This window comes from Kibdelosporangium banguiense, from assembly GCF_017876405.1.
Taxonomy (GTDB): Bacteria; Actinomycetota; Actinomycetes; order Mycobacteriales; family Pseudonocardiaceae; genus Kibdelosporangium; species Kibdelosporangium banguiense.
Genome location: NZ_JAGINW010000001.1, coordinates 1,286,145 through 1,312,865, shown reverse-complemented (window position 1 = coordinate 1,312,865; position 26,721 = coordinate 1,286,145). Strand labels below are relative to the sequence as shown.

25 protein-coding genes are annotated in these 26,721 nt (G+C 66.4%); 15 read left to right on the top strand and 10 right to left on the bottom strand.

The genetic code is table 11. The annotated features are described in order from the left end of the window. Positions 1-40: 40 nt before the first annotated feature. The 4 genes from JOF56_RS59415 (at position 41) to JOF56_RS06210 (ending at position 4,430) form a co-directional block, all read left to right on the top strand. On the top strand, positions 41-988 hold the full coding sequence (locus JOF56_RS59415) for an RDD family protein (RefSeq protein WP_209635396.1): 948 nt from the start codon (positions 41-43) through the stop codon (positions 986-988). A gap of 128 nt (positions 989-1,116) precedes the next feature. After that, a complete protein-coding gene (locus JOF56_RS06220) occupies positions 1,117-2,295 on the top strand; it encodes a hypothetical protein (RefSeq protein ID WP_209635394.1) in 1,179 nt (392 codons plus the stop codon). Between the two features lie 157 nt (positions 2,296-2,452). Then, complete coding sequence (locus JOF56_RS06215; RefSeq protein ID WP_209635392.1) at positions 2,453-3,142, top strand: hypothetical protein; 690 nt, start codon at positions 2,453-2,455, stop codon at positions 3,140-3,142. Positions 3,143-3,272: 130 nt separating this feature from the next. Beyond that, positions 3,273-4,430, top strand: a complete 1,158-nt coding sequence (locus JOF56_RS06210; RefSeq protein ID WP_209635390.1) for a cystathionine gamma-synthase — start codon at positions 3,273-3,275, stop codon at positions 4,428-4,430. Positions 4,431-4,442: 12 nt separating this feature from the next. On the opposite strand, the gene JOF56_RS06205 is transcribed toward JOF56_RS06210, so the two are convergent. The 3 genes from JOF56_RS06205 to hppD all read right to left on the bottom strand — a co-directional run bounded on the left by JOF56_RS06205 (position 4,443) and on the right by hppD (position 7,197). Further along, positions 4,443-4,688, bottom strand: coding sequence for a hypothetical protein (locus JOF56_RS06205; RefSeq protein ID WP_209635389.1), 246 nt, complete (start codon positions 4,686-4,688; stop codon positions 4,443-4,445). Positions 4,689-4,825: 137 nt separating this feature from the next. Continuing rightward, positions 4,826-5,911: a family 1 glycosylhydrolase gene (locus JOF56_RS06200; RefSeq protein ID WP_209635386.1), complete on the bottom strand. Its 1,086-nt coding sequence runs from the start codon at positions 5,909-5,911 to the stop codon at positions 4,826-4,828. A gap of 83 nt (positions 5,912-5,994) precedes the next feature. Then, positions 5,995-7,197 (bottom strand): 4-hydroxyphenylpyruvate dioxygenase, encoded by a 1,203-nt coding sequence (gene hppD, locus JOF56_RS06195; protein WP_209635384.1) that lies wholly within the window; start codon positions 7,195-7,197, stop codon positions 5,995-5,997. Between the two features lie 210 nt (positions 7,198-7,407). On the opposite strand from hppD, the gene JOF56_RS06190 reads away from it, so the two are divergent. From JOF56_RS06190 to JOF56_RS06180, 3 genes are read left to right on the top strand one after another with little or no spacing between them, the layout of a single operon-like run. Beyond that, positions 7,408-7,881, top strand: a complete 474-nt coding sequence (locus tag JOF56_RS06190) for a MarR family winged helix-turn-helix transcriptional regulator (protein ID WP_209635383.1) — start codon at positions 7,408-7,410, stop codon at positions 7,879-7,881. Then, entirely contained in the window at positions 7,878-10,403 is a 2,526-nt protein-coding gene (locus tag JOF56_RS06185; RefSeq protein WP_209635381.1) for an MFS transporter, read from the top strand. The genes JOF56_RS06190 and JOF56_RS06185 overlap by 4 nt, the downstream gene beginning before the upstream one ends. Further along, complete coding sequence (locus JOF56_RS06180; RefSeq protein WP_209635379.1) at positions 10,394-10,882, top strand: Lrp/AsnC family transcriptional regulator; 489 nt, start codon at positions 10,394-10,396, stop codon at positions 10,880-10,882. Before JOF56_RS06185 ends, JOF56_RS06180 begins: the two co-directional genes overlap by 10 nt. Positions 10,883-10,916: 34 nt before the next feature. Here JOF56_RS06180 and greA read toward each other — a convergent pair whose 3' ends face one another. Both greA and JOF56_RS06170 read right to left on the bottom strand, forming a co-directional pair. Then, positions 10,917-11,414, bottom strand: coding sequence for a transcription elongation factor GreA (gene greA / locus JOF56_RS06175; RefSeq protein WP_209648049.1), 498 nt, complete (start codon positions 11,412-11,414; stop codon positions 10,917-10,919). Between the two features lie 170 nt (positions 11,415-11,584). Then, positions 11,585-12,046: a DUF4307 domain-containing protein gene (locus JOF56_RS06170; RefSeq protein ID WP_209635378.1), complete on the bottom strand. Its 462-nt coding sequence runs from the start codon at positions 12,044-12,046 to the stop codon at positions 11,585-11,587. A gap of 126 nt (positions 12,047-12,172) precedes the next feature. Between JOF56_RS06170 and mca the strand changes: the two genes are divergently transcribed. The 3 genes from mca to JOF56_RS06155 all read left to right on the top strand — a co-directional run bounded on the left by mca (position 12,173) and on the right by JOF56_RS06155 (position 13,950). Continuing rightward, positions 12,173-13,054, top strand: a complete 882-nt coding sequence (mca, locus tag JOF56_RS06165; protein WP_209635376.1) for a mycothiol conjugate amidase Mca — start codon at positions 12,173-12,175, stop codon at positions 13,052-13,054. Continuing rightward, the gene (locus JOF56_RS06160; RefSeq protein WP_209635374.1) at positions 13,051-13,323 is read left to right on the top strand and encodes a hypothetical protein; all 273 of its coding nucleotides are present in this window, start codon (positions 13,051-13,053) and stop codon (positions 13,321-13,323) included. The genes mca and JOF56_RS06160 overlap by 4 nt, the downstream gene beginning before the upstream one ends. A 111-nt stretch (positions 13,324-13,434) precedes the next feature. Beyond that, positions 13,435-13,950: a DUF3455 domain-containing protein gene (locus tag JOF56_RS06155; protein WP_209635372.1), complete on the top strand. Its 516-nt coding sequence runs from the start codon at positions 13,435-13,437 to the stop codon at positions 13,948-13,950. Here JOF56_RS06155 and JOF56_RS06150 read toward each other — a convergent pair. Together JOF56_RS06150 and JOF56_RS06145 are read right to left on the bottom strand one after the other, a co-directional pair. Further along, positions 13,947-16,457, bottom strand: a complete 2,511-nt coding sequence (locus JOF56_RS06150) for a polynucleotide kinase-phosphatase (RefSeq protein ID WP_209635370.1) — start codon at positions 16,455-16,457, stop codon at positions 13,947-13,949. The genes JOF56_RS06155 and JOF56_RS06150 overlap by 4 nt on opposite strands. After that, positions 16,454-17,845: a 3' terminal RNA ribose 2'-O-methyltransferase Hen1 gene (locus JOF56_RS06145; RefSeq protein WP_209635368.1), complete on the bottom strand. Its 1,392-nt coding sequence runs from the start codon at positions 17,843-17,845 to the stop codon at positions 16,454-16,456. The genes JOF56_RS06150 and JOF56_RS06145 overlap by 4 nt, the downstream gene beginning before the upstream one ends. 61 nt (positions 17,846-17,906) lie before the next feature. Here JOF56_RS06145 and JOF56_RS06140 point away from each other — a divergent pair, with 61 nt between their 5' ends. From JOF56_RS06140 to JOF56_RS06130, 3 genes are all read left to right on the top strand, one after another. Beyond that, a complete protein-coding gene (locus JOF56_RS06140) occupies positions 17,907-19,898 on the top strand; it encodes a thioredoxin domain-containing protein (RefSeq protein WP_209635365.1) in 1,992 nt (663 codons plus the stop codon). A 100-nt stretch (positions 19,899-19,998) separates the two neighbouring features. After that, positions 19,999-20,568 (top strand): ATP-binding transcription factor AbmR, encoded by a 570-nt coding sequence (gene abmR / locus JOF56_RS06135; RefSeq protein WP_209635363.1) that lies wholly within the window; start codon positions 19,999-20,001, stop codon positions 20,566-20,568. A 521-nt stretch (positions 20,569-21,089) separates the two neighbouring features. Then, the gene (locus JOF56_RS06130) at positions 21,090-21,992 is read left to right on the top strand and encodes a class I SAM-dependent methyltransferase (protein ID WP_209635361.1); all 903 of its coding nucleotides are present in this window, start codon (positions 21,090-21,092) and stop codon (positions 21,990-21,992) included. 69 nt (positions 21,993-22,061) lie between these two features. Here the strand turns inward: JOF56_RS06130 and trhA are convergent, their stop codons facing one another. Further along, entirely contained in the window at positions 22,062-22,688 is a 627-nt protein-coding gene (gene trhA / locus JOF56_RS06125) for a PAQR family membrane homeostasis protein TrhA (protein WP_209648048.1), read from the bottom strand. Between the two features lie 232 nt (positions 22,689-22,920). Here trhA and JOF56_RS06120 point away from each other — a divergent pair, with 232 nt between their 5' ends. Then, positions 22,921-23,682: an isoprenyl transferase gene (locus JOF56_RS06120; RefSeq protein WP_307855772.1), complete on the top strand. Its 762-nt coding sequence runs from the start codon at positions 22,921-22,923 to the stop codon at positions 23,680-23,682. A gap of 55 nt (positions 23,683-23,737) precedes the next feature. Here the strand turns inward: JOF56_RS06120 and JOF56_RS06115 are convergent, their stop codons facing one another. Together JOF56_RS06115 and JOF56_RS06110 are read right to left on the bottom strand one after the other, a co-directional pair. Then, the gene (locus JOF56_RS06115) at positions 23,738-24,001 is read right to left on the bottom strand and encodes a hypothetical protein (RefSeq protein ID WP_209635357.1); all 264 of its coding nucleotides are present in this window, start codon (positions 23,999-24,001) and stop codon (positions 23,738-23,740) included. Positions 24,002-24,350: 349 nt separating this feature from the next. Next, the gene (locus tag JOF56_RS06110) at positions 24,351-24,638 is read right to left on the bottom strand and encodes a hypothetical protein (RefSeq protein ID WP_209635356.1); all 288 of its coding nucleotides are present in this window, start codon (positions 24,636-24,638) and stop codon (positions 24,351-24,353) included. Between the two features lie 658 nt (positions 24,639-25,296). Between JOF56_RS06110 and phoH2 the strand changes: the two genes are divergently transcribed. After that, a complete protein-coding gene (phoH2, locus tag JOF56_RS06105) occupies positions 25,297-26,694 on the top strand; it encodes an RNA 5'-3' helicase PhoH2 (RefSeq protein ID WP_209635354.1) in 1,398 nt (465 codons plus the stop codon). Positions 26,695-26,721 lie beyond the last annotated feature (27 nt).

Below are 26,721 nucleotides of genomic sequence, written 5' to 3'. Positions count from 1 at the left end.
GTGTCGCGACCCAAGCGCCGAACCAGGGGGTAGACGCCAGATGAGTGCTCCGCAGCCACCGAACCAGCCGCCACCGCCAGGTCAGCCGCCCATGCAGCCCCAGTCCGGGCCGTTCGCGGCGCCTGACCGGACGGTCGCGATCGGTGGTCCCGGTGCTCCGGCTATGGCCGGCAATGCCGACGCCACCCAGGTGGTCTCCGGCCATGACCAGCCGGAGAGGACGCAGGTCGTGCGGCCCGGCGCCACGCCGCCGTCCGGGGCGATGCCGCAGCAGCCCGAGGCGACCCAGGCCATCCGTCCCAACGGCGTCCAGCCCAGCGGGCCCCAGCCGCAGCCTGGCTTCGGCCAGCCGCCCGCCGGTTACCAGCAGCCTTACGGCCAGCAGCCGGGATACCCGCAGCCGCAGGGCCAAGGGTTCGGCCAGCAGCTCGCGCAGGCGCCTGGCTACCCGCCCCAGCAGCCGGGATACCCGCCTCAGCAGCCCGGCGGTTACGGCTACCCGCAAGGTGCGCCCTACCAGTACGGCGGGCCCTACCAGTACGCGAGCTGGGGACAGCGCTTTGTCGGTGGACTGATCGACTACGGCATCACCGCCGCGATCATGGGCGCCGTCATCGGCGCGGCGGCCGCCAGCGGCGCCTACGCGTTGATCGGCCTGGCGTCGCTGGTCAACCTGTTCAACGTCTTCTACAACATCTGCTACCTGGGCGGGGTCAAGGGACAGACGTTCGGCAAGAAGGTCGCGGGCATCAAGCTGATCCGTGAGGACAGCGGGCAGCCTGTGGGCTACGGCCTGGCGTTCGGCCGCGCCATCCTGCACATCGTCGACGCCCTGCCGATTTACATCGGTTTCTTCGCGCCGCTCTGGGACGCCAAGCGCCAGACGTTCTCCGACAAGATCGTCAACACGCTGGTGGTCGTCGCGCCCAAGGCCGACCAGGGCTATCCCGTGCCCCAGCAGTACGGACAGCCGCCGCGGCAGTGGTGAATGGGCTTTCACCACGCCCAGGTCGATTCAAGCGGGTTGAATCAGACAGGTCGAATCACACACATCGCCTGCGTATCGACTAGCGTTACACCTGATCGCAAGGTCCAGGCCAAGGGAGTTGTTACCCAATGAGTGCTCCGCAGCCGCCGAACCAGCCATGGCAGGGCGGCCAGCCCCCGCAGGAGCCGCAGGCCGGTCCGCAGCAGGAACCCGAGCGCACCCAGGTCCTGCAGCCCGGCCAGCAGCAGCCGGCGCCGCAGCAGCAACCGCAGGATCCGGGGCCCGAGGCGACCCAGGTCGTCCAGCCAGGTCAGCAGGCCCAGGGCCAGCCACAGGGCGAGTCGACCCAGATGGTGCCGCCCGGATCCATGCCGCCGCCCGCGCCGCAGTACGAGCCGCCGCCCAGCGCGAGCGACCAGCCGCCGTCACCGCCCCAGGGCTTCCCCGGTCAGCCGCCGCAGCAACCGCAGCAGACCCAGGTGATCGGCCAGTACGGCCAGCCGTCCCAGTTCGGCCAGCCCTCCCCGGGCCAGCAGCCGCCGCACCAGCCGCAACCAGGCTTCGGCCCGCCACCCGGCTACCAGCAGCCAGGCGCCTTCGCCCAGCAGCAGGGCTTCGGCCCGCCGCCCCAGTTCGGCGGCCAGGGCACAAACAGCCAGGTGCTCACGACGGGTGTCGCTGGTGTGGCTGCCCTGCTCGGCCTGCTCGCCGCGATCTTCACGTTGGTCGACTTCGGCGACCTCAGCAAGTACTCCGACGCCTATGCCCAGTTCGGCGGCTCGCGCGCTGCTGCCAACGCGCCGAACCCGACGCTCATGTGGATCCTCGCCATCGTGTCGCTGCTGGGTGGACTCGGCGCGATCGGTGCCGGCGTGATGATCTTCCTGAAGAACAAGATGGGCGCCATGCTGCTGCTCGTCGGCGGCGGCCTGATGGCGCTCGGCGGACTGCTCTGGCTGATCATCGTCGGCGGTGACTCGACCGAGCTGTTCTTCTTCCCGATCATGGCCCTGATCGCGGGCATCATCGTGGCAGCACTCGGATCCCTGCAGTTCTTCCCTGGCACCAAGGCATGGGTGGGTGCCGGTGGTTCGGCGTTCGGCCCGCCGCAGACCGGTGGTTACCAGCAGCCGCCGCCTCCCGGTTACGGCCCGCCCCCGGGTTACGGCCAGCAGCCGCCGCCTGGATATGGCCAGCAGCCACCACCTCCAGGCTTCGGCCAGCAGCCCCCGCCGGGCTACGGCCAGCCGCCGCAGCAGCCGCCACCCGGTTACGGGCAGCAGCCGCCGCCACCGCAGCAGTGGTAGAGACAAAGGGGCGTCCCAGCCGGGGCGCCCCTTTGTCGTCGAATCCTGCCCGATGGGGCTAAGACTGCAGGCCAGGGACTCAACACAGGCCGGATTGTCATACCACTGGCCTATCGTTCGTCTCAGATCGATCCGGCCCGCGGTTTGGGAGACAGTCGTGAGCTATCCACAGCAGGGCGGTTACCCGCAACAGCAGCCCTACCAGCAGCAACCGGCCCCAGCCGATCGCGGGACAAACCCGTTCACCGCCGTTCTGGCGGCCCTGCTCGCCCTGTCCGTGGCCGCCTTCGAAATCGTGGTGCTGGTCCGGGCCTTCGACATCCTCAACTTCTCCAACCTCGACAACCAGCCAACCGAAGTCCTGGTCATCCTCGGCGTCGAAGCCCTGGCCGCCCTCATCCTGGTCCTCGGCGCCATGTTCACCTTCGCCCGCAAAATGGCCGGAACAGTCCTGATCGTGATCGGCTCGATCCTCGCCCTGGCAGGATTCTTCCTGTTTCCCATCCTCGGCAAGATCAACCTTGGGCTGTACCTCGAACTCGTTTTCGACTTCGGCAATTCCCAACAGGTCTTCCAAGCGCTGATCCTGATCGTGTCGCCGCTCGCTCTCCTGGTCTCCGTCCTGCCACCGACCCTGAACCACCTGCGCAGTGACGACTACGACCCTTATTCAGGTGGCGGACCCGGCTCCGGCGGTTTCCAGCAGCCAGACTTCCCGAATATTCCAGGTTTCCAGAGCCCGCAGATCCCCAACGTTCCGGGTTTCCAGACTCCTCAGGTGCCGAATCTCCCCAATATTCCCCGGCCTCCTCAGATGCCGGGCGGGCCACAGCTGCCTAACTGGTGAATTTCGGTTAGGTGTCGTGCGGCTAGGCCTTGTTGGCGACGGACGGTCATGCGAAGGTGGCGGATCGCGTCCATGTGGGTGAGGTGTCCCACGATCTGGTCGCCTGATTGGATCGACGTAAGCTTGCTGTATGTCAGAAGACGACTCCAGGCTTGGGTTTGAGACTCGGGCCATCCATGTGGGGCAGCGGCCGGATCCGAGGACCGGGGCTGTTATTCCGCCGATCTATGCGACCTCTACCTTCGCTCAGGATGGTGTGGGTGGGCTGCGTGAGGGTGGCTACGAGTACTCGCGTACTCGTAATCCCACGAGGACTGCTCTGGAGGAGTGTCTGGCTTCGCTGGAGGGGGGACGGCACGCGTTGGCGTTCCCGTCCGGGATGGCCGCGAGTGATGTCGCGTTGCGCACTCTGCTTCGGCCCGGCGATCACATCGTGATTCCGGACGATGCTTACGGTGGCACGTTTCGGCTGGTGGACAAGGTTTTGGCGCTCTGGGGGATCGAGCACACGCCGGTGCATCAGGCTGACTTGGCTGCTGTCCGGGCCGCGATCAGGCCGAACACCAAGGTGATCTGGGTCGAGACGCCGACGAACCCGTTGCTGGCTATTTCTGACCTCGCCGGTTTGGCTGTGATCGCGGCTGAGGCGGGGGCGCGGCTGGTTGTGGACAACACGTTCGCCACTCCGTACCTGCAGTCGCCGTTGGGGTTGGGTGCGGATGTGGTTCTGCACTCGACGACCAAGTACCTCGGTGGCCACTCGGATGTCGTGGGCGGTGCGCTGATCACTTCCGACGATGAGTTGCACGAGCAGTTCGGGTTCCTGCGGAATGCTTCCGGTTCGGTGCCTGGGCCTTTTGACGCGTGGCTGACTCTTCGGGGTGTGAAGACGCTCGCGGTGCGGATGGAGCGGCACTCGGACAACGCTGAGCGGATCGTCGAGGCTCTCCTCGGTCACCCGCGGGTTGAGCGTGTCTACTACCCGGGCCTGCGGGAACACCCGGGCCACGAGATCGCTGCCAAGCAGATGCGCCGGTTCGGGGGCATGGTTTCGTTCACGGTCGCGGGCGGTGAGCAGGCCGCGCTGGATGTGACCTCGCGGACGAAGCTGTTCATCCTGGCCGAGTCACTTGGCGGGGTCGAGTCGCTGATCGAGCACCCGCACAAGATGACGCACGCCAGTGTCGCGGGCTCGGAGCTTGAGGTGCCCGACAACCTGATCCGCCTGTCGGTCGGTATCGAGGACGGCACTGACCTGGTGCAGGACCTGCTTCAGGCGCTTGCCTAGAAGAAGAACCGCTTACTGCTGCATGAACGCCGGCTCGCCCTTCGGGGCAGCCGGCGGTTTCGGCTGTGCGGGCGGCAACTGGCTGGAGTCCACACAGCCGCCGATGAGCTCGACATAGCCGTCACGCTGCACGTACTGGCCTGGGCTGGCACAGCCGGCGCTGGTCGCGCTGAACACGGCGACCCCTGCCAGCGCCGCGGCAGCAGCCAACGCGCCGACCAGTGGCACCATTCCAGCGGCCCGGGTCACGCCTGCCATTGCTTACTCTGCCCCTCGTCGGCGACTACTCGTTGTCGCTGAGAATACCCGGCTGATGACGCGAATGCGCCGATGCGGCCACAATGACAGGATTCCTTAAGGGAAGCTGCGGTTTTGATGATGTACCGCCGGAATGTTCACCGTACCGGCCGGTAGTCGGCGGCCAGGCCGCCGGTGACGATCTCCCGGTAGGTGTCTACCGCGTCCGTGGGCTGCCTGGCCAGCGCGGGATCTGTTTCCACGTCCACTGTGTACAGACCGAACCGGGGCCGGTAGGTGCCCCACTCGAAGTTGTCGGTGAGGCTCCAGTAGTTGTAGCCGATCACGTTGACGCCCTCGGACTTGGCGCGCAGCATCCAGTACACGTGGTCACGCAGATGGTCCGACCGGGTGTATCCGTCTGCCCGCGAATGGCCGTTGTCCGTGGGCATCCCGTTCTCGACGATGTACAACGGCAGCTTCGGGAACCTGCGCGCGTAGTGCCGTAGTGCCCGGTAGATCCCCTTGGGTTCGGGGTCGATCCGGTAAAGCTGCCCGCTCGCGCCGTGTACCGCTGTGAGATTTCCCGGAACGACGTCGTAGTAATAGTCGATCCCGACGAAGTCGATACTGTCGGTCACCCAGTCGAGAAAGCCGATATCCACCAACCGGTTCACCACCGGGATGTAGGCGACGTTGCTGGACACCAACGCATCCGGATCCGCCTCGTGGATCAGCCGGTACGCCCGCTTGTGCGCCTGGACCATGCGCGCGGGCATCATCGGGCTGAACGCGCCCTGCCTGATCTCGTGTGCCATGTAGACAGTCGGCTCGTTGAAGGTGATCCAGATCGTGCCATTCCCGGCGTAGCGTTTCACCACACGGTCGGCATTACGCAGCCACAGCTCGACCATTCCGGGATTACGCCAGCCGCCGGTCCACGCCGGATATACCCAGTGATCAAGGGTGATCATCGGTCGCATTCCGGCATTACGGACATGGGCGATCACGTCGTCGTAGAAGTCGAAATCCCACTCGCCGGCCACCGGCTGAACCCGTGCCCATTCCACGCACACGCGGAAAACCTGCACACCGAGATCGGCCGCGAGCTCGATGTCCTGCGGGTAGCGATGCAGGAAGTCCACCGAGTCGTGGTAACCGGACGCGAACCGGCTCCAGTTGCTGTCCGGAGCCGAGCCCTCGGACTGGTACCCAGCGCCGGCCACACCCCACAGGAAGGACATTCGCTCACGTTACTGAAGGGATGTGCCCCCAAAGTGGCTTTCGGAGCATCCAGCGCTCCCAACGTGGCTTTCGGGGCGTACCGTCAGAGGTTGCCGCGGCGTTCCTGCTCGCGCTCGATGGCCTCGAAGAGGGCTTTGAAGTTGCCCTTGCCGAAGCCCAGTGAGCCGTGGCGTTCGATCAGCTCGTAGAACACCGTCGGCCGGTCGCCGATCGGCTTGGTGAAGATCTGCAGCAGGTAGCCGTCCTCGTCGCGGTCGACCAGGATCCGGTACTCCTTGAGCGTCTCGATCGGCACGCGCACGTTGCCGATGCGGGCGCGCAGCTCCGGGTCGTCGTAGTACGAGTCGGGAGTCTCGAGGAACTCCACGCCGGCCGCGGCCATTGCTTCGACGGTTGCGATGATGTCGTTGGTGGCCAAGGCGATGTGCTGGACGCCGGCGCCGGAGTAGAACTCGAGGTACTCGTCGATCTGGGACTTCTTCTTGGCGATGGCCGGCTCGTTGAGCGGGAACTTCACCCGGTGGTTGCCGTTGGAGACCACCTTCGACATCAGCGCCGAGTAGTCCGTGGCGATGTCGTCGCCGATGAACTCCGCCATGTTCACGAAGCCCATGACGCGGTTGTACCACTCCACCCAGTAGTCCATCTTGCCCAGTTCGACGTTGCCGACGCAGTGGTCGACGGCCTGGAACAAGCGCTTGGGCGAACCCGCCGGACGCTGGATCGTGCTCTCCCGGGCGATATAGCCCGGCAGATAGGGACCGGAGTAGCGGGAGCGGTCGATCAGCGTGTGGCGGGTCTCGCCGTACGTCGCGATCGCGGCCATCCGCACAGTGCCGAAGTCGTCGGAAACGTCGTGCGGCTCCTCCAGCACGGTCGCGCCCTGCGCGCGTGCGTGCGCGATGCACTGGTCGACGTCGCCGACCTCGAGTGCGAGGTCCACAACGCCGTCGCCGTGACGACGGTGGTGGTCGAGCAGCGGGCTGTCGGGGGCCACGCCGCCGTTGATGACAAACCGGGCCGAGCCCGATTTGAGCACAAAGGACTTCCTGTCCCGGTTGCCGGTTTCCGGGCCGGAGTAGGCGATCAGGCTCATGCCGAACGCGGCCTGGTAGAACCACGCGGTCTGGGTGGCGTTGCCGACGACGAAGACGACGGCGTCCATCGACTTCACCGGGAACGAATCCCTGGCGGAGTCGTAGTCCACCAGGCCGACGAGCTGCTTGAGCTGATCGAAGCTCACATCGTCCAACTGCGATTCTGGGCGCCCCAGGGTGTCGGTCATGGTCGCCAGGATTGCCCTGGCGAGGCAGGTTGAGCAAGTGATTGGGAAACAGCTGGACAAGCTGTCCAGTAAGGACCGGGAGGCACTCCGAATGTTGTGCAATACGACCATCATCACTCTTCCTCAACTTGCACAGCGCGGGTAAGAAGCGAATGCTTGGGTCAGACAACTAGTTGTAAAGACCAAGCATTTGTGGCGGAGCACGGGGTCATGGCTGACCATGCGCAGGACCTCGCCATCGCCGAGGAACTGGCCCACCAGCTCGCCCGGTTGATCACCCTGACCGGACGCGCCAAGGCCCAGTTCGCCACGGTGGCGACCGAAGGAATCGAGCGGGCGGCGTACGCGCTGCTCGCCCATCTGGTCCGGGAAGGACCGAAACGGATCACGGCGCTCGCTGACGCCGTGCACTCCGACACGTCGACAGTCAGCCGGCAGACCAGCGCGCTCGTGGCTCACGGCCTGGTCGAACGCAAGGCTGACCCGGAGGACGGGCGGGCCTGCCTGCTCGTGGCCACGGACGCGGGCCGGGGCACCTTCGACCGCGCCAAGGCGGAGCGCACCAGGCACATCGTCGCGCTGATGGCCGACTGGCCGCAGAGCGAGCGGCGCACGCTGGTGATGCTGCTCGACCGCCTGAACACAGATTTCGAGAACTATCACCCAGTGGGGGAACCCCGATGACCGAAACCGCCGTCGCGCCCACGGCGCCGCCGGCCGGCACCCAGCTGTCCCACCGCCAGATCCTGGTGATCCTCAGCGGACTGATGCTGGGCATGTTTTTGGCCGCACTGGACCAGACCATCGTCGGCACGGCGATCCGGACCATCGCCGACGACCTCAACGGCCTGAGCCTGCAAGCGTGGGCGACCACGGCGTACCTGATCACGTCGACCATCACCACGCCGATCTACGGCAAGCTGTCGGACATCTACGGCCGCAAGCCGTTCTACCTGCTGGCCATCTCGCTGTTCGTGATCGGGTCGCTGGCCTGCACGTTCTCCCAGTCGATGTACGAGCTGGCGGCCTTCCGGGCGCTGCAGGGCCTGGGTGCGGGCGGTCTGATGTCGCTGGCGTTCACGATCATCGCCGACATCGTCTCGCCGCGGGAACGCGCCAAGTACCAGGGCTACTTCATGGCCGTGTTCGGCACGTCCAGCGTGCTGGGCCCGGTGCTCGGCGGCTTCCTGGCCGGCCAGACCGACATCGCGTCCATCGCGGGCTGGCGCTGGGTGTTCCTGGTCAACGTGCCGATCGGCGTGATCGCGCTGTTCGTGGTGGCCAAGGTGCTCAACGTGCCGCACGAGCGGCACGACCACAAGATCGACTGGTGGGGCGCGCTCACCTTGATCATCGGCGTCGTGCCGTTGCTGATCATCGCCGAGCAGGGCCGCGAATGGGGCTGGGGCTCTGACCGGGCGCTGCTCTGCTACGTCGTCGGCGCGGTCGGGCTGATCCTGTTCGTGGTCATCGAGGCGAAGATGAAGGACGCCGCGCTGATCCCGTTGCGGCTGTTCCGCAGCTCGACGTTCTCCATGGTGATCATCGCCGGGGTGATCCTCGGTGTCGGCATGTTCGGCGGGATCACGATGGTGCCGCAGTACCTGCAGATCGTGAAGGGCGAGACGCCGACCTCGGCGGGCCTGCTGATGCTGCCGATGATAGTCGGCATCATGATCGCTTCGATGACCTCGGGCCAGATCACCTCCCGGACCGGGCGCTACAAGATCTTCCCGATCATCGGCAGCCTGTTCCTGATCGCCGGGATGGGCCTGTTCTACACGATCGAAGTGGACAGTCCGGTCTGGCACACCATGCTCTACATGGGAATCTTCGGCATCGGCCTTGGCCTGTCGATGCAGACCCTTACGATCGCCGCGCAGAACGCCGCGCCGGCAAGGGATATGGGCGTCGCGACCGCGTCGGCCACGTTCTTCCGGCAGATGGGTGGCACGATCGGTGTCGCGGTGTTCCTGTCCGTGCTGTTCAGCACGGTCGGCGACAAGATCCGCGACGCCTTCACGCGGATCGCGCCCACACCTGGCTTCCAGGCGGCGCTGACCGATCCCAACGTGCTGGCCAACGCCGACAACCGGCAGGTCATCCAGGGCCTGCAGGGTGGCGGTGTCGGCAACGTGCTGCAGGATTCCTCGTTCCTGCAACGGATCGACCCGCGGCTGGCCCGGCCGTTCCTGGAGGGCTTCACCGACTCGATCCAGATGGTGTTCCTGATCGGGATGGGCGTGATGATCCTCGCGTTCGTCGTTTCCTTGTTCATCAAGGAGATCCCGCTGCGCAGCGGCAACGCCATGCAGGCCGCGATGGTCGAGGGCGGCGAGGCGCTGCTGCCCGAGACACCGCCCGAGAAGGCGGGCAGGCACGTCAAGCCGGAGACCAACGGCGAGATCACCGGCCCGATTCCCGTTGTCGGGCAACTGGATGGGCACCAGGTCCACGGTTTCGTGCAGAACGGTGAAGGTGTGGCGGTCGGTGGCGCGGTGCTCACGCTGATCGACCACGAAGGCAAGCAGGTCGCCCGCGGCAACACCGACCCGGCCGGCCGGTACGTGCTGAACGCGCCTGCTGAAGGCGGTTACGTGATGATCGCCTCGGCACCTGGACACCAGCCGCACGCCTCGGCGCTGAAACTGCACGCCGACCCGGTCCTGCTGGATCTGACCCTGGTCGGAGCGGGGGAGATCGTCGGCTTCGTCAACGCCGCCCAGACCGGGCAGCCGGTGCCGTCGGCGACCGTCATCCTCACCGACCGCGGCGGCCACGTGGTCAGCTCACATCCGAGCGCGTCCGACGGCAGCTACCGGTTCACGAGTGTCGGCGCGGGCTCGTACACCTTGGTGGTCAACGCTTCCGGGTATCGGCCTTCGGCGGTTCCGCTGGCTGTGCCCGAGGTGGGGGAGGTCCGTCAGGACATCCAGCTCACCAGTGGGGCCGAGTTGTGCGGCATCGCTCGCAACCACCGGGGCCTGCCGGTCCCGGAGGCACGCATCACGGTCGTGGACAAAGAAGGCGCCGTCGTCAGTGTGACTTCGACCGACGATGACGGCCGATACAAAATCACTGACTTGGCCGAAGGGGAATACACGGTTATCGCAAGCGGGTACGCGCCCACAGTGGAGCATCTCCGGCTGGGTGACGGTGAGCACCTCAAGCACGACGTGACCCTAGGCTTCGAGGAGTGGAAGTAGATCAGATCGACGCACTGGACGCCCGGCTGCTGCTGTTGCTGACCGATGAGCCGCGGCTGGGCGTCCTGGAGTGTTCCCGGCGGCTGGGTGTCGCCCGGGGGACGGTGCAGGCGCGGCTGGACCGGCTCAACCGGACCGGGGTGCTCTCCGGGTTCCCGCCCGCGTTGTCGCTGGAAGCGATGGGTTACGGGCTGACCGCGTTCGCCGTGCTCGAGATCGCGCAGGGCCGTCGTGGCCCGGTCACCGAGGGCCTGGCCGCGATCGACGAGGTCTGCGAGGTGCACGCGACCACCGGCCAGGGCGACCTGCTCGTGCGCATGGTCGCCCAGTCCAACGAGGACCTCCAGCGGGTGATCGACGAGGTGGTGAACGTCGCCGGGGTCAAACGGATGTCGACCTCGATCGCGTTGTCCACGCCGATCCCGCTGCGCTCCCGCCCGCTGCTCGAACGTGTGGCCGGAAAAACAAAACCCTCGTGAGCGCCCAGGCCGGGCACTCACGAGGGGGACAAGGCTATGCGCTGTACGGAACGGCCTTGATCAGTGTGACCTTCTGGGAAGCGCCGCTGGGCAGCTCGTACTCCCTGGTCTCGCCTTCCTTCGCGCCGAGCAGGGCGCGACCGAGCGGGGACTCGGGGGAGTAGACCTCAAGTGCGCCCTCGGCGCCTTCCTCCCGGGTGGCCAGCAGGAACTTCTCTTCCTCGTCGTCGCCCTCGTAGCGGATGGTCAGCACCTTGCCGGGCTCGGCCAGCCCGTCGTTGGCGGGAGCCTCGCCGACCTTGGCGTTGCGCAACAGCTCCTGCAGGTGCCGGATACGGGCCTCGGCCTGGCCCTGTTCCTCGCGTGCCGCGTGGTAGCCACCGTTTTCCTTGAGGTCGCCCTCTTCACGGCTGGCGTTGATCTTCGCGGCGATGACCGGGCGGTTCTCGATCGCCTCGTCAAGCTCCTGCTTGAGGCGGCTATAGGCTTCCTGGGTCAGCCAGGTCACCTTGCTTTCGCTCACGGTCACCAACTCCTCGTCCAGCTCCCGGGGCCCGCGGATGCGGGTCGGTTTTTTCCGGACCATGGGGCCCAGAACGTCAAAACACGGCCCGTCAGGGGCCGTGCCGGTATAAGAGGATAACACGATCAGTAGTGATCATGTGTCCGTGATGTCCGATTTGCCGCCTTTCGGCTTAGGTTTCACTCCGTTGGCCGTGCCTCCGAGTTCTGCACTGTGAGGTAGGGCGGCACGTCGTAGGAACAGCCGAAAACGTCGGCGGTCACCGGCTCACCGGAGCTTTTGATCACTGTGGAGATCGAGGCTGCTTCGGGAGGGATATAGACCTCTTTGCGACCGCCTTCGGAGCCGTCGAGCACTCTCGCGCGCACCACGCACATGGCCGGTCTCGATGGGGTTTCCCTGGTCACCGTGAACGTGATCTTCACGGAGTCCGTGCCAACCGGACTGAATGTGGTCCGTTGCGCCTCGATCGGCGCGCTGCCCAGGTTCTGGTAGGCGATGTACGCGATCGCCGAGGCGAGTAAAAGGCCGGCCCCGGGTAGCACCCATCTACGCCAACGGCCGACGGGCTTGGCCGAAGCCCGCGAGCCGTAGCGTCCCTCGGGCAGTTCACGCCCGGCGGAGGTGACGCGGCTCTCCAAATCAGGGTCTCCCGATCAGCGGTGTCGGACCCACCGGGAACAATGTGGGTCACGTACTTGTCGAGTATGCGTGGGGGCTCGAGGCGCGAGCACGCGGGGTACACGAGAGAGGGACCAGAAGAGGTCATGGCTGAGCAGCTGCGGTTGATGGCGGTACACGCACACCCGGACGACGAGTCGAGCAAGGGCGCCGCGACCATGGCGAAGTACGTGGCCGAGGGGCACGAGGTCATGGTCGTCACGCTGACCGGCGGGGAGCGCGGCAGCATCCTCAACCCGGCCATGGAGCGGCCCGACGTCCTGGAGAACATCACCCAGATCAGACGCGAGGAGATGGCCGAGGCAGCCAAGATCCTGGGCATCCAGCACCGGTGGCTCGGTTACGTGGACTCGGGCCTGCCCGAAGGCGACCCGCTGCCGCCGCTGCCGGACGGCTGTTTCGCGCTGGTCCCGCTGGAGGGGCCGACCGAGAAGCTGGTCGAGGTGATCCGCGAGTTCCGGCCGCACGTGATCGTCACCTACGACGAGAACGGCGGCTACCCGCACCCGGACCACATCCGGTGCCACGAGGTCTCGGTGGCGGCTTTCGAGGCGGCCGGCGACCCTGAGCGGTTCACCGGCGCGGGCGAGCCGTGGACGCCGTTGAAGCTCTATTACTCGCACGGTTTCTCCCGCCTGCGGATGCAGCGGATGCACGACGCGATGGAGGCCCGCGGCCTGGAATCGCCGTACAAGGAGTGGCTGTCGAAGTGGGACCCGGACAAGGGCGACGTGGCCGACCGCGTCACCAGCCGGGTCGAGTGCGGTGAGTACTTCCACGTCCGGGACGATGCGTTGCGGGCGCACGCGACCCAGATCGACCCGAACAGCCGGTGGTTCGTCATACCCTTGGAGCTGCAGCGCGAGGTGTGGCCGTTCGAGGAGTACGAGCTGGCCCGCTCGCTCGTGGACACGACTCTGCCGGAGGACGACCTGTTCGACGGCATCACGGAGAAGGTGACCGCATGACGTTCACGGCTATGGTGGCGCAGCCGCCACCGATGCCCGACGACCCCGGCGGCCGCGGTGAGGACTTCGGCAAGTCCTCACCGGTCGGTCTGCTTGTCCTGCTGGTGTTCCTGGTCGCGGTGGTGTTTCTGGCCCGCTCGATGAGCAAGCACCTCAAGCGCGTCCCGGCCAGCTTCGACGAGGAGCCCGCGGGCAAGCATGAGGCACCCGACGGCGACGAGGAACCCGCTGCCGAAGAGAAGCCCCAGGAACAGAAAAACGGCGCTTAGTAGCCACGATCGGGTGACGCCAGCCCAGAGGTGAACCGGGACGGCATCATCTCCGTGTGGGGGGCGGTCGGCGAGGGACGCCGACCGGAAAACCCAAACGGAGTCACCAAAATGAGTCGGGTACGCAAGGTTTCTGTTGGTATAGCAGTCGCTGCACTGGCCGCCATCGGCGTGGGTGCCGCAGCGCCGGCGAGTGCGCATTCCCAGCCCAAGGTGCCGGACGTGCTCAAGGTGCCGGACGGCAACAAGTTGCTCACCGTGATGCCCGCTCGGGGCGTGCAGACCTACCAGTGCACGAACAACGCGTGGACGTTTGTCCAGCCTGATGCGATTCTCACCAATCACGGCCGCCCTGAGGTACTGCACTCCAAGGGTCCGGTGTGGACGTCCGTACTCGACGGCAGCTCGGTGACTGCCGCCGCCGTGGCCAATTCGCCTGTCCCCAATGCCATTCCCGAGCTGCTGCTCAAGGCCACGGGCAACCGTGGCCCCGGCAAGCTCGCCAAGGTCACGTTCATCCAGCGGCTGAAGACCACGGGTGGAGTGGCCCCCACTGGCTCGTGCAGTGAGGGCGTCACCGCCTCGGTGCCGTACACCGCCGACTACGCCTTCTACAACCCCGCCTAAAGGCGCGGGTCGACGGGCTCGGATTCAAGGGCCAGTACGGCGAATACGCACTCATGGACGCGCCACAACGGCTCGCCGCGGGCGACCCGGTCCAGCGCCTCCAGGCCTAGGGCGTATTCGCGGGAGGCCAGTGAACGCTTGCGGCCGAGATTGCGCTGGCGCAGGCGAGCGAGGTGGTGGTGCTCGGTGTAGTCCGGGCCGTAGATGATCCGCAGGTACTCACGTCCTCGGACCTTCACGCCCGGCTGCACCTTTTCCACCAGGTTGGCGGCCGGTTTGACCACCATTCCCTCGCCGCCTGATCCGGTCATCTCCTCCCACCACTCGATCCCTTTCGCGACCGCCTGTTCGTCGTCTGTATCGACGAACAGGCGCTTCGTGGTCGTGAACAAGGACGGGTCCGCGGCGGCCAGCCGGTCCGCGATCTCCAGGTGCCATGCGTGTGGTCTGGTCGCGAACGTCTGGCCTTCCGCGGCGAGCACCTGGAACGGCGCCAGCTTGACACCGTCCAGGCCTTCCGTCGGCCAGTAGTAGCGGCGGTAGGCCTGGCGGTATCCGTCCGCGTTGTTCGCGCGTGACTGCGTTTTCGCCAGCAGTTCGGCCACGTCGACGCCTCGTGCATCTGCTTTGGACAGTTCGGTTATGGCCGCGTCCAACGCGACCGACGACGCGGCACCGACCGGGGCGTACTGCTGCATGATCAACCCGGCTGCCTTGGCACTCCATGGCATCAGCTCGGTGTCCAGCAACAACCAGTCGGTCTTCAGCTCGTCCCACAGGCCGGTCGCCGCGGTCCGGATGCGATCGAGCAACTGCTCGGTCAGGTCCGGGCCGAAGAACGAGCGGCCTGTCCGGGTGTGGACGGCACCGCCGCCGTCGATCCCGAACCTCGCCTTGCCGTCGTCTCTGCACACCAGCACGACCGCGCGCGAACCCATGTGCTTCTCTTCGCACACAACGTGTCGCACGCCGTCGCTGCGGTATCCGGCGAAGGCCTCGGCCGGGTGCTCCAGCATTCCGGGGAGTGCTGAGGTCGCCGTCGGGCTCATCGTCGGCGGCAGGTACAGCAGCCACCGCGGATCGACCGCGAACCGGCTCATCACCTCGATCGCGGCCGCTGCCTGCTCCTCGCGGACCGTGATCCGGCCGTGGTGCTCGGTCTCCACGATCCGCCGGCCGATCACGTCGTCCAGGTTGAGCACGTCCGGCTCCCGCTGAGTCGCGACCTGCGCCACCAACGGCCGCACCGGCTCGTACCAGACCTTGTGCGCGTCAACGGAAACCACTTCCCGCTCCGGGTAACGCAATGCGGTCAGCTTGCCGCCGAACACACACCCGGTGTCCAGGCACATGGTCCCGTTGACCCACTCGGCTTCCGGGGTCGGAGTGTGTCCATACAGGACCATTGCCCGGCCGCGGTAGTCGTTCGCCCACGGATAACGCACTGGCAGTCCGTACTCGTCGGTCTCTCCGGTGGTGTCGCCGTACAGCGCGAAACTGCGCACCGCTCCGGACGCACGGCCGTGGTAGTTCTCTGGCAGGCCGGCGTGCGAGACGACTAGCTTGCCGTCATCCAGAACGTAGTGCGCGACCAGGTCGCTGCAGAACTTCTCCGCGCGCTTACGGAACTCCTCGGACTCCGCGCCCAGCTGGTCAAGCGACTCGGCGAGCCCGTGCGTGACCCGGACCTTACGCCCGCGCAACGCTCGCACGAGCTTCTGCTCGTGGTTCCCGCAGACGCACAAGGCGTTGCCTGTTTCGACCATGCCCATGGCCAGGCGCAACACACCGGGCGTGTCCGGGCCGCGGTCGACGAGGTCGCCGACGAACAGAGCCTTGCGGCCCTCCGGGTGACTAGCGCCGACGGCACGTCCCTCGACGTCCCGCTCCAGCACGTAACCCAGTGTGCCGAGCAGCTCCTCAAGCTCAGCGCGGCAGCCGTGTACGTCCCCGATCACGTCGAACGGCCCGGTCTCCGACCGCTTGTCGTTCAGCAGCGGCTCGATGACGACTTCGGCAGCCTTGACCTCTTCGGGCGTGCGCAGGACGTAAACGCGCCGGAAGCCTTCCTTCTCCAACGACCGCAACGACTTTCGTAGGTCGTTGCGGTGCCTGCGGATCACGTGCGCACCGAAATCCCGGTCCGGCCGTGCCGCGTTGCGCTCGATGCACAGCCCTTCGGGCATGTCGAGCACGATCGCGACCGGCAGCACGTGGTGCTGCTTGGCCAGCGCGATGAGCTGGCCGCGCGGTGTTCGCTGCACGTTCGTCGCGTCGATCACGGTGACTTTGCCTGCGGCCAAGCGCTTGCCTGCGACGTAGTGCAGGGCGTCGAACGCGGCCGCCGAGGCGGACTGGTCGTTCTCGTCATCCGCGACCAGGCCTCGGAAGAAGTCGCTCGACAGGACCTGGGTGCGCGCGAAGTGCTTGTGGGCGAAGGTGGACTTGCCGGATCCCGAGGCGCCGACCAGCGCGACCACCGCCATGTCTGGAATGGACAGTTTCATCGGGACACCTCGAAGACGGCGAGCTTGGTCGGTGGGCCTGCTTCCGGGTCGTCGTCGCCGACTGGAAGGTAACGGACGGTGTAGTCGTAGCGTTCGGCCACGCTGTCTGCCCAGGTGCGGAACTGTGCGCGCGTCCACTCGAAACGGTGGTCGGCGTGCCGCAGTTTGCCTTCGGGCAGCGTGGGGAACCGAATGTTGTATTCGACATTCGGTGTGGTGACGATGACAGTCGCCGGCTTCGCCGCGCCGAAAACGCTGTGTTCCAACGCGGGTAGCCGGGGCTCGTCGACGTGCTCGATGACCTCCATCAATACAGCCGCGTCGAAACCAGCCAGCGACTGGTCGACGTACGTCAACGCCGATTGCCGCAGTGTCAACCGTTGCCGCACCCGCTCAGGAGTCCGCTCGAACCTCCTGGCCGCGACCTCAAGTGCCCGCGCGGACACGTCAACGCCCACGATCTCGGTGAACGACGGCTCCTTGATCAGCTCACGCAGCAGGGCGCCGCCACCACAACCAAGGTCAAGCACCTTGTGTGCGTTGACCTCCTTCAGCACTGCGATCACGCTGTCCCGGCGCTGCCAGGAAAGCGGCACCGGACGGTCGGGCTGCTCGGCCACAACCGGCTCTGCCAGGGCATTGTCGAGTTCGTCCGCATCGGTCTCGTCGGCTTCGGCCAAGCGGCTCAACGCAAACCGGACGTAGGCCGGGCGATGTGCGAGATACCGCTGGCTGATCAGCTCACGCGAAGGGTGGTCCGCGAGCCAGCCTTCACCCGCGCGCAGCAGCTTGGTGACCTCTTCCTCGGTCACCCAGTAGTGCTTCGCGTTGTCCAGCACCGGCAGCAGCACGTACAGATGCCTCAGCGCCGCCGAGACATGCATGGTGCCGGTCAGCTTCAGGTCGACGTACGGCGAGTCGCCCCCGAACACCGCGTCCAACGGCACGGTGGTGATTCCGACCTGCCAGCCCAGCGGCTCGAACAACCTCCTGACCAGGTCCGGACCGCCCCGCGACGGCAGCGCGGGGACGTGTACGCGCAGCGGGATCGCGGTGTCGGCGAGTTCCTGCCGGGTGCCTGCGATGCCGTTCATCGCGGTCCGGAACACCGTGCCGATCGCCACCGCCAGCATCGACCCAGCTGCGTACGGGCGGTCGTTGACGTACTGGTTCAGCGTGAACGCGCGGTCGTGCCGGCCACGCACGAGCTCGATCGGATCGATGTCGAGCAGCAACGCCGCCGTGCATTCGCTGTCGTTCGCCGTGGGGTAGAACACGTGTGCCGTACCGGCCGCGACCGTGGAGGACTGCGCCCGCTCGGGATGCTTGTGCAGCAGGAAGCCGAGTTCGGTCGCGGGCTCGTGGGTGGTGGTCAAGGTCATCAGCACGGGCCGATCCTCCCGGATATGCCGGCAACCTTCACCTTGTTTGCGGAACTAGGCTGGCGGCATGGCGAACCGACTGGCCCAGGCCACGAGCCCGTATCTGCTGCAGCACGCCGACAACCCGGTCGACTGGTGGCCGTGGTGCCCGGAGGCGTTCGCCGAGGCCGTCGAACGGGACGTGCCGGTGCTGTTGTCCATCGGTTACGCGGCGTGCCACTGGTGTCACGTGATGGCGCACGAGTCGTTCGAGCACGCCGAGACCGCCGAGCTGATGAACCGGCACTTCGTGAACATCAAAGTGGACCGTGAGGAGCGGCCGGACGTCGATGCGGTCTACATGACCGCGACGCAGGCGATGACCGGGCAGGGCGGCTGGCCGATGACGTGCTTCCTGACGCCTGCCGGCGAGCCTTTCCATTGCGGCACTTACTACCCGCCTTCACCGCGCGGCGGCATGCCCTCGTTCAAGCAACTGCTGGCGGCGATTGTCGAGGCCTGGAACGAGCGATCCGACGAGGTCCGTACAGCCGCCGGTAAACTCGTCGCTTCGTTGGCGAAGCACTCCGCCGTGCTTCCCGAGTCCGCTGTGGACACTTCGGTGCTCGATGGTGCTGTCGTCTCACTGCTCGGGGATTTCGACCGGCACAACGGCGGATTCGGCAACGCGCCCAAGTTCCCGCCCTCGATGGTGCTGGAGTTCCTGACCCGGCACCACGAGCGGACCCGGTCCGTGGAGTCGCTGTCCATTGTGGAGGCTACGGCGGACGCGATGGCCGGTGGCGGGATCTACGACCAGCTCGCCGGTGGCTTCGCTCGATACAGTGTGGACGCGCAATGGGTCGTGCCGCACTTCGAGAAGATGTTGTACGACAACGCTTTGCTGCTCGGCGTGTACACCCATCTGGCCCGGCTGACCGGCAGCGCGGCCTATCGTCGGGTCGCGCAGGAGACCGCCGGGTTCCTGATCCGCGATCTGGGCACGCCAGAGGGCGGGTTCGCGTCGTCGTTGGACGCGGACACCGAGGGCGAGGAGGGCCTGACGTACGTCTGGACCCCGGCTCAGCTGGTCGAGATCCTGGGTGAGGAAGACGGCGTCTGGGCTGCCGAGCTGTTCGGCGTGACGCCCGAGGGCACGTTTGAGCACGGCACGTCCACGCTGCGGTTGTTGCGCGAGCCGGAGGACCCGGAGCGGTTTGCTCGCGTGCGTTCGGCATTGTCCGAGGTGCGGGCCACACGGCCGCAGCCTGGCCGTGACGACAAGGTGGTCGCGGCTTGGAACGGGCTCGCGATCACAGCATTGTCCCAGGCCGGCGCCCTCTTCGAGGTTCCGGAATGGATCTTGGCGGCGCAGCGGGCGGCCGCGCTGTTGCTCGACACCCACCTCGTGGACGGTCGGCTGCGCCGCACTTCACGCGACGGTGTGGCCGGTCAGTCTGCCGGAGTCCTTGAGGACTACGCGTGCGTCGCGGACGGTCTGCTTGCCCTGTATCAGGCCACGGGGGAGCAGCGGTGGCTCGACGCGGCCGTCTCGCTGCTTGATTCCGCTCTGGACCGGTTCGCCGACAAGTCCGCAGCCGGAGCGTTCTTCGACACCGCTGACGACGCCGAAGCCCTGGTGCACCGGCCTGCGGATCCGTCCGACAACGCTTCGCCGGCCGGCGCTTCGGCGTTGGCGTCTGCCCTGGTCACGGCGTCGGCTCTGGTCGGCCACGAGCGGGCCGGGATCTATCGCGAGGCTGCGGAGCAGGCAGTGGCTCGGGCTGGGCTACTGGCCTCGCGGGCGCCCCGGTTCGCCGGGCACTGGCTCAGCGTCGCCGAGGCTCTTGCCCAGGGTCCTGTGCAGATCGCGATCGCGGGCGCTTCGCCCGAGCTGCTCGCGGCCGCTCTTCACAAGGCGCACGGCGGTGCCGTCGTGCTCGCGGGCGCGCCCGACTCGTCACCGCTGCTGGCGGATCGCCCGCTGATCGACGGGCAGCCCGCGGCTTACGTGTGCCGCGGGTACGTGTGCGACCGCCCGGTGACGACGGCGGACGAGCTCATCTCCTCGCTCAGCTGAGAGCGAATTTTCTGCCCCTTCTCGCACTACACGCGTAGCTTGAGTAGTGGTGTAATGATGTAATCAAGCTACGGAGCTGCTCATGTTTGGAGTACGGCACATGGCACGTGGTTGGCATGGCGGTCGCGGACGCGGCGGTTGGCAACAGGCGGACCTGCCGTCCGCCGACGACGCGGCGGCCTGGCTCGCCGGGCGGCTGCCCGACGGCTGGTTCACCGAGCCGCCGACGGTCTCGGTGGACCGCGAAGAGATCATCATCGTGGGCGAACTTGCCCCGCTCGAAGGCGAGTTCGAGGACGACGCGGCGCGTGCGGCGGCGGAGTCCGGCCGGATCAGCCGGTGGCGCGAGGAGACCAGGGACGAGCGCATCGACATCGCCCGTCAGGCCGAGCACCGCTACGGCCGCAAGGTCGCCTGGGGCGCCAAGCTCGGTTCGAGCGAGGAACTGTTCACCACGCTGTCCGCGCCGGTGATGACCCGGTTGCGGCAGCCCGAGCGGCTGATCCTGGACACCCTGGTGGACTCCGGCGTGGCCCGGTCCCGGTCCGAGGCCCTCGCGTGGGCCGTGCGGCTGGTCGGTGAGCACGCCGACACCTGGCTGGCCGAACTGCGTGACGCGATGTCCAAGGTGGACGACCTGCGCGCCAAAGGCCCAGAGTTCGAGGTCTGACAGCCGAAAACCCCCTCGCGTGGTGCGAGGGGGTTTCATTTCCTCGGCTTTCATTCACCGTTGCCTGAAGCATGAGCAGACGTGAGTCCACTCTGTCCAGACAGTCGACACCTTGCGGTACCGACGTTGGCCACACCAATGGTGTGGTCTTCCCGTGGCAGTACCCGCTGCCAGCACTGTGCTGGTCTTACATGGGTTTCCATCGGGCTGTCACGACGCAACTCGCCGCCACCCGGCTTCGCCGGGAAACCAGGTCCTCGATGAACCGGTTCGGTTCTCACCAACCCACCAGATTCCCTCGACAACAACCATAGCACACATGTTCGAGCTCGCAATTGCTCACACATCACCCGGACAGCTGCGAACCCCTCCTGTTCTGGTGTTACCTACGGAGCCGGCCAGGGCGGAGGCTGCATGACACGGTTGCCGATGTTTCCGCCTGCCGAATTCGCACACCGCGGGCGGAAAATGATCTGTACGTGCCGTCGTGGAAGGGGACCGTCGTTCGCTATTGTCCCGTAATGAGCCAGCTTCAAGATCGTTTCCGGCGGGGGCTGGGCCGTGCCCTGCATCGCGTTGCCGTCAAACTGCACGACCCGTACACCGAGCAGTTCGACCGGCTCGCCGGTCAGCTCGACCAGCTCAAGCAGGAGGTGACCGGTGACCTGCGCGAAGAGATAGTCCGCCAGGGCGACCGGGTGTATCACCGGGTGATCGAGTTCGAGATCCGCAGCAGGCGCGACCTCATCTACGCGGGTGATCAGGACGCGGCGCTGGAAAGCAACGTCTTCGCCAGGGAGCACATGGTCGGTGCCCGCCATTTCGGCAGCCACCGCGAGACGTTGGAGTACGCGCTGTCCCTGGCGCCCACCGGAGGCATGGCTCTCGAGTTCGGTGTGGCGACCGGCACCACGCTGCAGGTGATCTCGAAGGCCCGCGACGGCAAGGAGGTCTACGGCTTCGACTCGTTCGAAGGCCTGCCGGAGGCCTGGCTCAACGGAATGCCGGCCGGCGCCTTCGCCCGCGACGACCTGCCCGAGGTCCCGGGCGCGGAGCTGGTGGTGGGCCTCTTCGCCGACACCCTGCCCGGTTTCCTGGAAAAGCACCCCGGCCACATCGACTTCCTGCACGTCGACGGCGACCTCTACAGCTCGGCGAAAACAGTGTTGGAAAACTGCGGCCCGAGACTGCGGCCCGGCAGCGTCGTCCAATTCGACGAGTTCTTCAACTTCCCCGGATGGAAACGCCACGAATACCGTGCCTGGACCGAATACGTCGAACGGACCGGCATCGAATTCACCTACGAGGCCTACACCTACAACGACAACCAGGTGACCGTCCGCATCACCAACGTCCCCACCCAACCCAAACCCGCGGCCAAACGCCCACCCCGCACCGCCAAGGCCCCCGCCAACCCAGCCTGACCCTGCCAGAAGAAAGCACCAAGGCCGCCACCCCAACCGGGTGACGGCCTTGTCGGCAAAACAGGGGATCTACGGATACATCGCCAGCCAGATCGCGATGTAGTGGCAGATCGCGGCGAGGATGGTCGCGGCGTGGAAGAACTCGTGGTGGCCGAAGTGGCCGGGCCAGGGGTTGGGCCACTTGGTGGCGTAGAAGACCGCGCCGACTGTGTAGAAGAGGCCACCGGCCAGGATCAGGGTCAGGGCGGCGACGCCCGCGTGGTTGAGCAGGTCGGGCAGGACGAAGATGGCGACCCAGCCGAGGGCTATGTAGATCGGGGTGCCGAGCCACCGCGGGGCGTGCGGCCAGATCAGTTTCAGGGCTGTGCCTGCCAGTGCTCCGCCCCAGACCACCGACAGCACGACGATGCCTGTGTCGCGGGGCATCGCGAGCAGGGAGAACGGTGTGTAGGTGCCGGCGATGAAGATGAAGATCATCGAGTGGTCGAGGCGCTTCATCCACGCCCGGGTGCGCTCGCTCTCCCACCAGGTCCGGTGGTAGAGGGCGCTCACACCGAACAGGCCGAGCACTGTGGCGCCGTAGATCGATGTCGCGAGGGCGGCCGTTGCGGAGACGGTCGACGCCGCCAGCGAGATCAGCGCGGCGCCGGTGGCTATCGAGACGAAGAACGACCAGAAATGGAGCTTCCCCCGCATGCTCGGCTTGTCGGCAGCCGTCGGCCGTTCGAGTGTCGATGCGGTCACGAGTCCAAAGGTTACGGGACCGTAGGTTGCGTTGACAGTGCCGTGCCCCACTCCACAGTGACTTCACAGGTTTACCGTGCGCTACAACCGATGCACATGAGGCATAGGCCACGCGGGTGAGCGCTCGCGAAACATCCGCGTACCCTCAATGGACGTGGCTGGTCGAAGTTGGATTCGCAGGCGCGTGGCCGATGTCGTGTACCGCCTGTACGAGTGGCGGTTGTCCGATCAGGTGAAAGGCCTCAAGCGGCCCCGGCATGTCGGCGTGATGCTCGACGGCAACCGGCGCTGGGCGCGGGCGGCCGGCTTCACCGACGTGGCCGACGGGCACCGGGTCGGCGCCCGCAAGATCGAGGAACTGCTCGAGTGGTGCCAGGAGTCGGGTGTCGAGGTCGTCACGCTGTGGCTGCTGTCCACCGACAACGTCAACCGGCCGGACTCCGAACTGGTCCCGTTGCTGGAGATCATCGGTGACGTGGTGGACGAGCTGGCCGAGCCGGGCCTGCCGTGGCAGCTGCGCATCCTCGGCGCGCTGGACATCCTTCCCAAGGAGACCGCGGAGCGGCTGACGGCGGCCGCGGCGCGTACGAAAGGCCGCACCGGGCTGAAGGTCAACGCCGCGGTTGGTTACGGCGGCCGCCGGGAGATCGCGGACGCGGTGCGCAAACTGCTGCAGACACACGCCGAGCAGGGCACGACGATCGAGGAACTCGCGGAGGTCGTCAGTGTCGACCACATCGCCGAGCACCTCTACACGTCCGGCCAGCCCGACCCTGACCTGGTCATTCGTACCTCGGGGGAGCAGCGGATGTCGGGCTTCCTGCTCTGGCAGTCCGCGCACTCGGAGATGTGGTTCTGCGAGGCCTATTGGCCGGACTTCCGGCGAACCGACTTTCTGCGGGCCATGCGTGACTATGCCATCAGGCATCGCCGCTTCGGGTCGTGAAAGTACGCGAAAAAGGCCGGGAACCGCGGTTCCCGGCCTTTTCTATTGGACGACGTCAGTCGTCGATGCCGCCGGCGGCGCAGCTGTCGACGATCTGCGGGGACAGCACCGGCACAGCCGCGCCCAGCACGCCCACGTTGTTGTTGCAAACACCGGCGATCACGTTGACGTTGATGTCCTTGGCGATGTCGATGTCGTTCAGGTTGACCAGGCCGACCTGGCCGTTGTGCGCGGAGTTGATGTCCGCGGCGAAAGCCGGGGCACCCAGCATCAGCAATCCGGCCGCGGCGGCGGCGATCACACCAGCCTTCTTCAACACTTTGACACTCCTAGAGTCCATGGCGGTTTGTGGAGAAATCTTGCTGCCCTCTGCGTTGCAGAACCTACTCCGGTTTCGCAAGGCTGGGGTGGCGCATTCCACTATCGTGTGATGCGATTTCGGAAATAACCCCTATTCGGTTGACATTGATATTGTTCCGGCGTGTTGCCGGGATCGCACTTGTGAGCATCTTCCTGCGGAAACGCTGGGACAGGCTCAGTGGGGGATGACTGGCTGTAATGGCGTCACTCGATAGCATGACGGTGTTTTCGGTGCACAAAAAAGCGCGGGGTGGACCCGGGAAACCCGGTTCCACCCCGCGCGGGAGTTACCCTGTCGGGGACTTCAGTCAGTCGCCGTCGACGATTCCGCCGGCCGCGCAGCTGCCGGTGATCGACGGGGACAGGATCGGCACAGCGCCGCCCAGGACGCCGACGTTGTTGCCGCAGGCGCCGACAACGCCGTTGACGTTGATGTCCTTGACGATGTCGATGTCGTTGAGGTTGACGATGCCAACCTGGCCGTTCTTGGCGTTGTTGATGCCGTCCATGCCGTGGCTCTCGCCGGCGAACGCCGGGGCGCCGAGCATCAGCAATCCAGCCGCGGCGGCGGCAACCACACCAGCCTTCTTCAACACTATTCCCACACTCCTGCAGTCGGGGTCTTTCGAGAACCAGAGATGTCCCGCTGTTCTCTGCGGAGGAACTTACTCGGCATATCTTCGGATTACCCAGCGATGTCCACGATTGTGTGATCCATGAATGGCAAATATCCCCTGAAACGGTGGCGTTGATTTTTTCGTCCAACTGCGGCGAGTCCTGCGAGCGCTCCGCGTTCTGCCTGCTACGCAGGGCGACGACCGCAGTTCAGGGTGGTCCGGTCGGTCCTGACGGTCCACATCGGAAACTACTTTCGGTGATCATCATCCCCTGTAAGGAGGATGTTCGAAGGGTGACCCAGCAGCGGTCCGGAACTCAGTGCACCCCCTCTGAACTGCGGTTTCGTCACTCCGGATGGGACGATCGAGGGCTTTGGCGGGGTGTCGGCTCGATGACGACTTGGCGAATCACCTGTGTGGCAGCCTGCGCCACCCCCTACAACGCAGGTAGCTTTCGAATTGACGGGTCGTGCGCATGCGGCTCGTCCCGGGAGGCCCTGGTCGTGGCAGTGATGAGCGCGAGAGGGCCGGCACCGGGCCCTCGTCGGCGAACCGCCTGAGCGGATCGCCGGACCAGGGGCCAGGACCGGCCCAACGAGGAAAGCGGACGCCGTGCCGCGTTCGTCAGGGAGTTGCCGTGACCGCACCGCGTTCGGCCAGGCGTTCTGCCGGCCAAGGTTCTTCCCGCAGTTCCTCCCGCGGCGCATCGCGTCGTACCACCCCCACCCGTCACGTCTACGTGCTGGACACCTCCGTACTGCTCTCGGACCCCTGGGCGCTGACCAGGTTCGCCGAGCACAGCGTGGTGCTCCCGCTCGTGGTGATCAGCGAACTGGAGGGAAAGCGACACCACCCCGAACTGGGCTGGTTCGCCCGAGTCGCCCTGCGCATGCTGGACGACCTGAGGCTGCGGCACGGCCGGCTCGACAAGCCGGTGCCGATCGGTGACACCGACGGCACGCTGCACGTCGAGCTCAACCACTCGGATCCGGCAGTGCTGCCGGCCGGGTTCCGCACCGATTCCAACGACGCCAGGATCCTGGCGTGCGCGCTCAACCTGGCCGCCGAGGACGCCGGCCAGATCGTCACCCTGGTCACCAAGGACATCCCGCTGCGGGTGAAGGCCGCGGCGTGCGGACTCAGCGCGGACGAGTACCGCGCCCAGGAGGTGACGCCGTCCGGGTGGACGGGGATGACCGACCTTGAGGTCTCCCAGGAAGCCGTGGACGCCCTGTATGCCCAGAACATCGTCGACCTCGCCGACTACGGCGTCGACGAGGCCGCTGAGTTGCCGTGCAACACCGGTCTGCGGTTGCTGGCCGGCACGTCCAGCGCGCTCGGCCGGGTCACCCAGGACAAGCAGGTCCGCCTTGTGCGTGGCGACCGCGAGGTCTTCGGCCTGCACGGCCGTTCGGCCGAGCAGCGCGTCGCGCTCGACCTGCTGATGGACCCGGATGTGGGCATCGTGTCACTCGGCGGCCGGGCAGGCACCGGGAAGTCGGCGCTGGCGCTGTGCGCCGGCCTGGAGGCCGTGATGGAGCGCGGCCTGCACCGCCGTGTGGTGGTGTTCCGGCCCGTCTACGCGGTCGGTGGGCAGGAGCTGGGCTACCTGCCGGGTTCGGAGAGCGAGAAGATGCAGCCGTGGGCACAGGCGGTGTTCGACACCCTCGGTGCCCTGGTGAGCCCGCCGGTGATCGAGGAGGTCCTCGACCGCGGCATGCTCGAGGTCCTGCCGCTGACACACATCCGCGGCCGGTCGCTGCACGACTCGTTTGTCATCGTTGACGAAGCCCAGTCACTGGAGCGCAATGTGCTGCTCACGGTGCTCTCGAGGCTCGGCACAGGGTCACGCGTGGTCCTCACGCACGATGTCGCCCAGCGCGACAACTTGCGCGTCGGACGACACGACGGCGTGGCCGCGGTGATCGAGAAGCTCAAGGGGCACCCGCTGTTCGCACACGTCACGCTGACGCGTTCGGAGCGGTCGCCGATCGCGGCCCTCGTCACCGAGATGCTGGAGGACTACCCAGGCTGAGGTCCGGTGCGCCGGGCCCGGTCCAGG

Coding starts and splice junctions, on each gene's coding strand:
- JOF56_RS06140 (WP_209635365.1), top strand. CDS start 17,907: ATGGCGAACCGACTGGCCCAGGCCACGAGCCCGTATCTGCTGCAGCAC.
- JOF56_RS06220 (WP_209635394.1), top strand. CDS start 1,117: ATGAGTGCTCCGCAGCCGCCGAACCAGCCATGGCAGGGCGGCCAGCCC.
- JOF56_RS06155 (WP_209635372.1), top strand. CDS start 13,435: ATGAGTCGGGTACGCAAGGTTTCTGTTGGTATAGCAGTCGCTGCACTG.
- JOF56_RS06200 (WP_209635386.1), bottom strand. CDS start 5,911: ATGTCCTTCCTGTGGGGTGTGGCCGGCGCTGGGTACCAGTCCGAGGGC.
- mca (WP_209635376.1), top strand. CDS start 12,173: ATGGCTGAGCAGCTGCGGTTGATGGCGGTACACGCACACCCGGACGAC.
- JOF56_RS06185 (WP_209635381.1), top strand. CDS start 7,878: ATGACCGAAACCGCCGTCGCGCCCACGGCGCCGCCGGCCGGCACCCAG.
- JOF56_RS06150 (WP_209635370.1), bottom strand. CDS start 16,457: ATGAAACTGTCCATTCCAGACATGGCGGTGGTCGCGCTGGTCGGCGCC.
- JOF56_RS06210 (WP_209635390.1), top strand. CDS start 3,273: ATGTCAGAAGACGACTCCAGGCTTGGGTTTGAGACTCGGGCCATCCAT.
- abmR (WP_209635363.1), top strand. CDS start 19,999: ATGGCACGTGGTTGGCATGGCGGTCGCGGACGCGGCGGTTGGCAACAG.
- trhA (WP_209648048.1), bottom strand. CDS start 22,688: ATGCGGGGGAAGCTCCATTTCTGGTCGTTCTTCGTCTCGATAGCCACC.
- JOF56_RS59415 (WP_209635396.1), top strand. CDS start 41: ATGAGTGCTCCGCAGCCACCGAACCAGCCGCCACCGCCAGGTCAGCCG.
- JOF56_RS06160 (WP_209635374.1), top strand. CDS start 13,051: ATGACGTTCACGGCTATGGTGGCGCAGCCGCCACCGATGCCCGACGAC.
- hppD (WP_209635384.1), bottom strand. CDS start 7,197: ATGACCGACACCCTGGGGCGCCCAGAATCGCAGTTGGACGATGTGAGC.
- JOF56_RS06205 (WP_209635389.1), bottom strand. CDS start 4,688: ATGGCAGGCGTGACCCGGGCCGCTGGAATGGTGCCACTGGTCGGCGCG.
- JOF56_RS06130 (WP_209635361.1), top strand. CDS start 21,090: ATGAGCCAGCTTCAAGATCGTTTCCGGCGGGGGCTGGGCCGTGCCCTG.
- JOF56_RS06190 (WP_209635383.1), top strand. CDS start 7,408: ATGGCTGACCATGCGCAGGACCTCGCCATCGCCGAGGAACTGGCCCAC.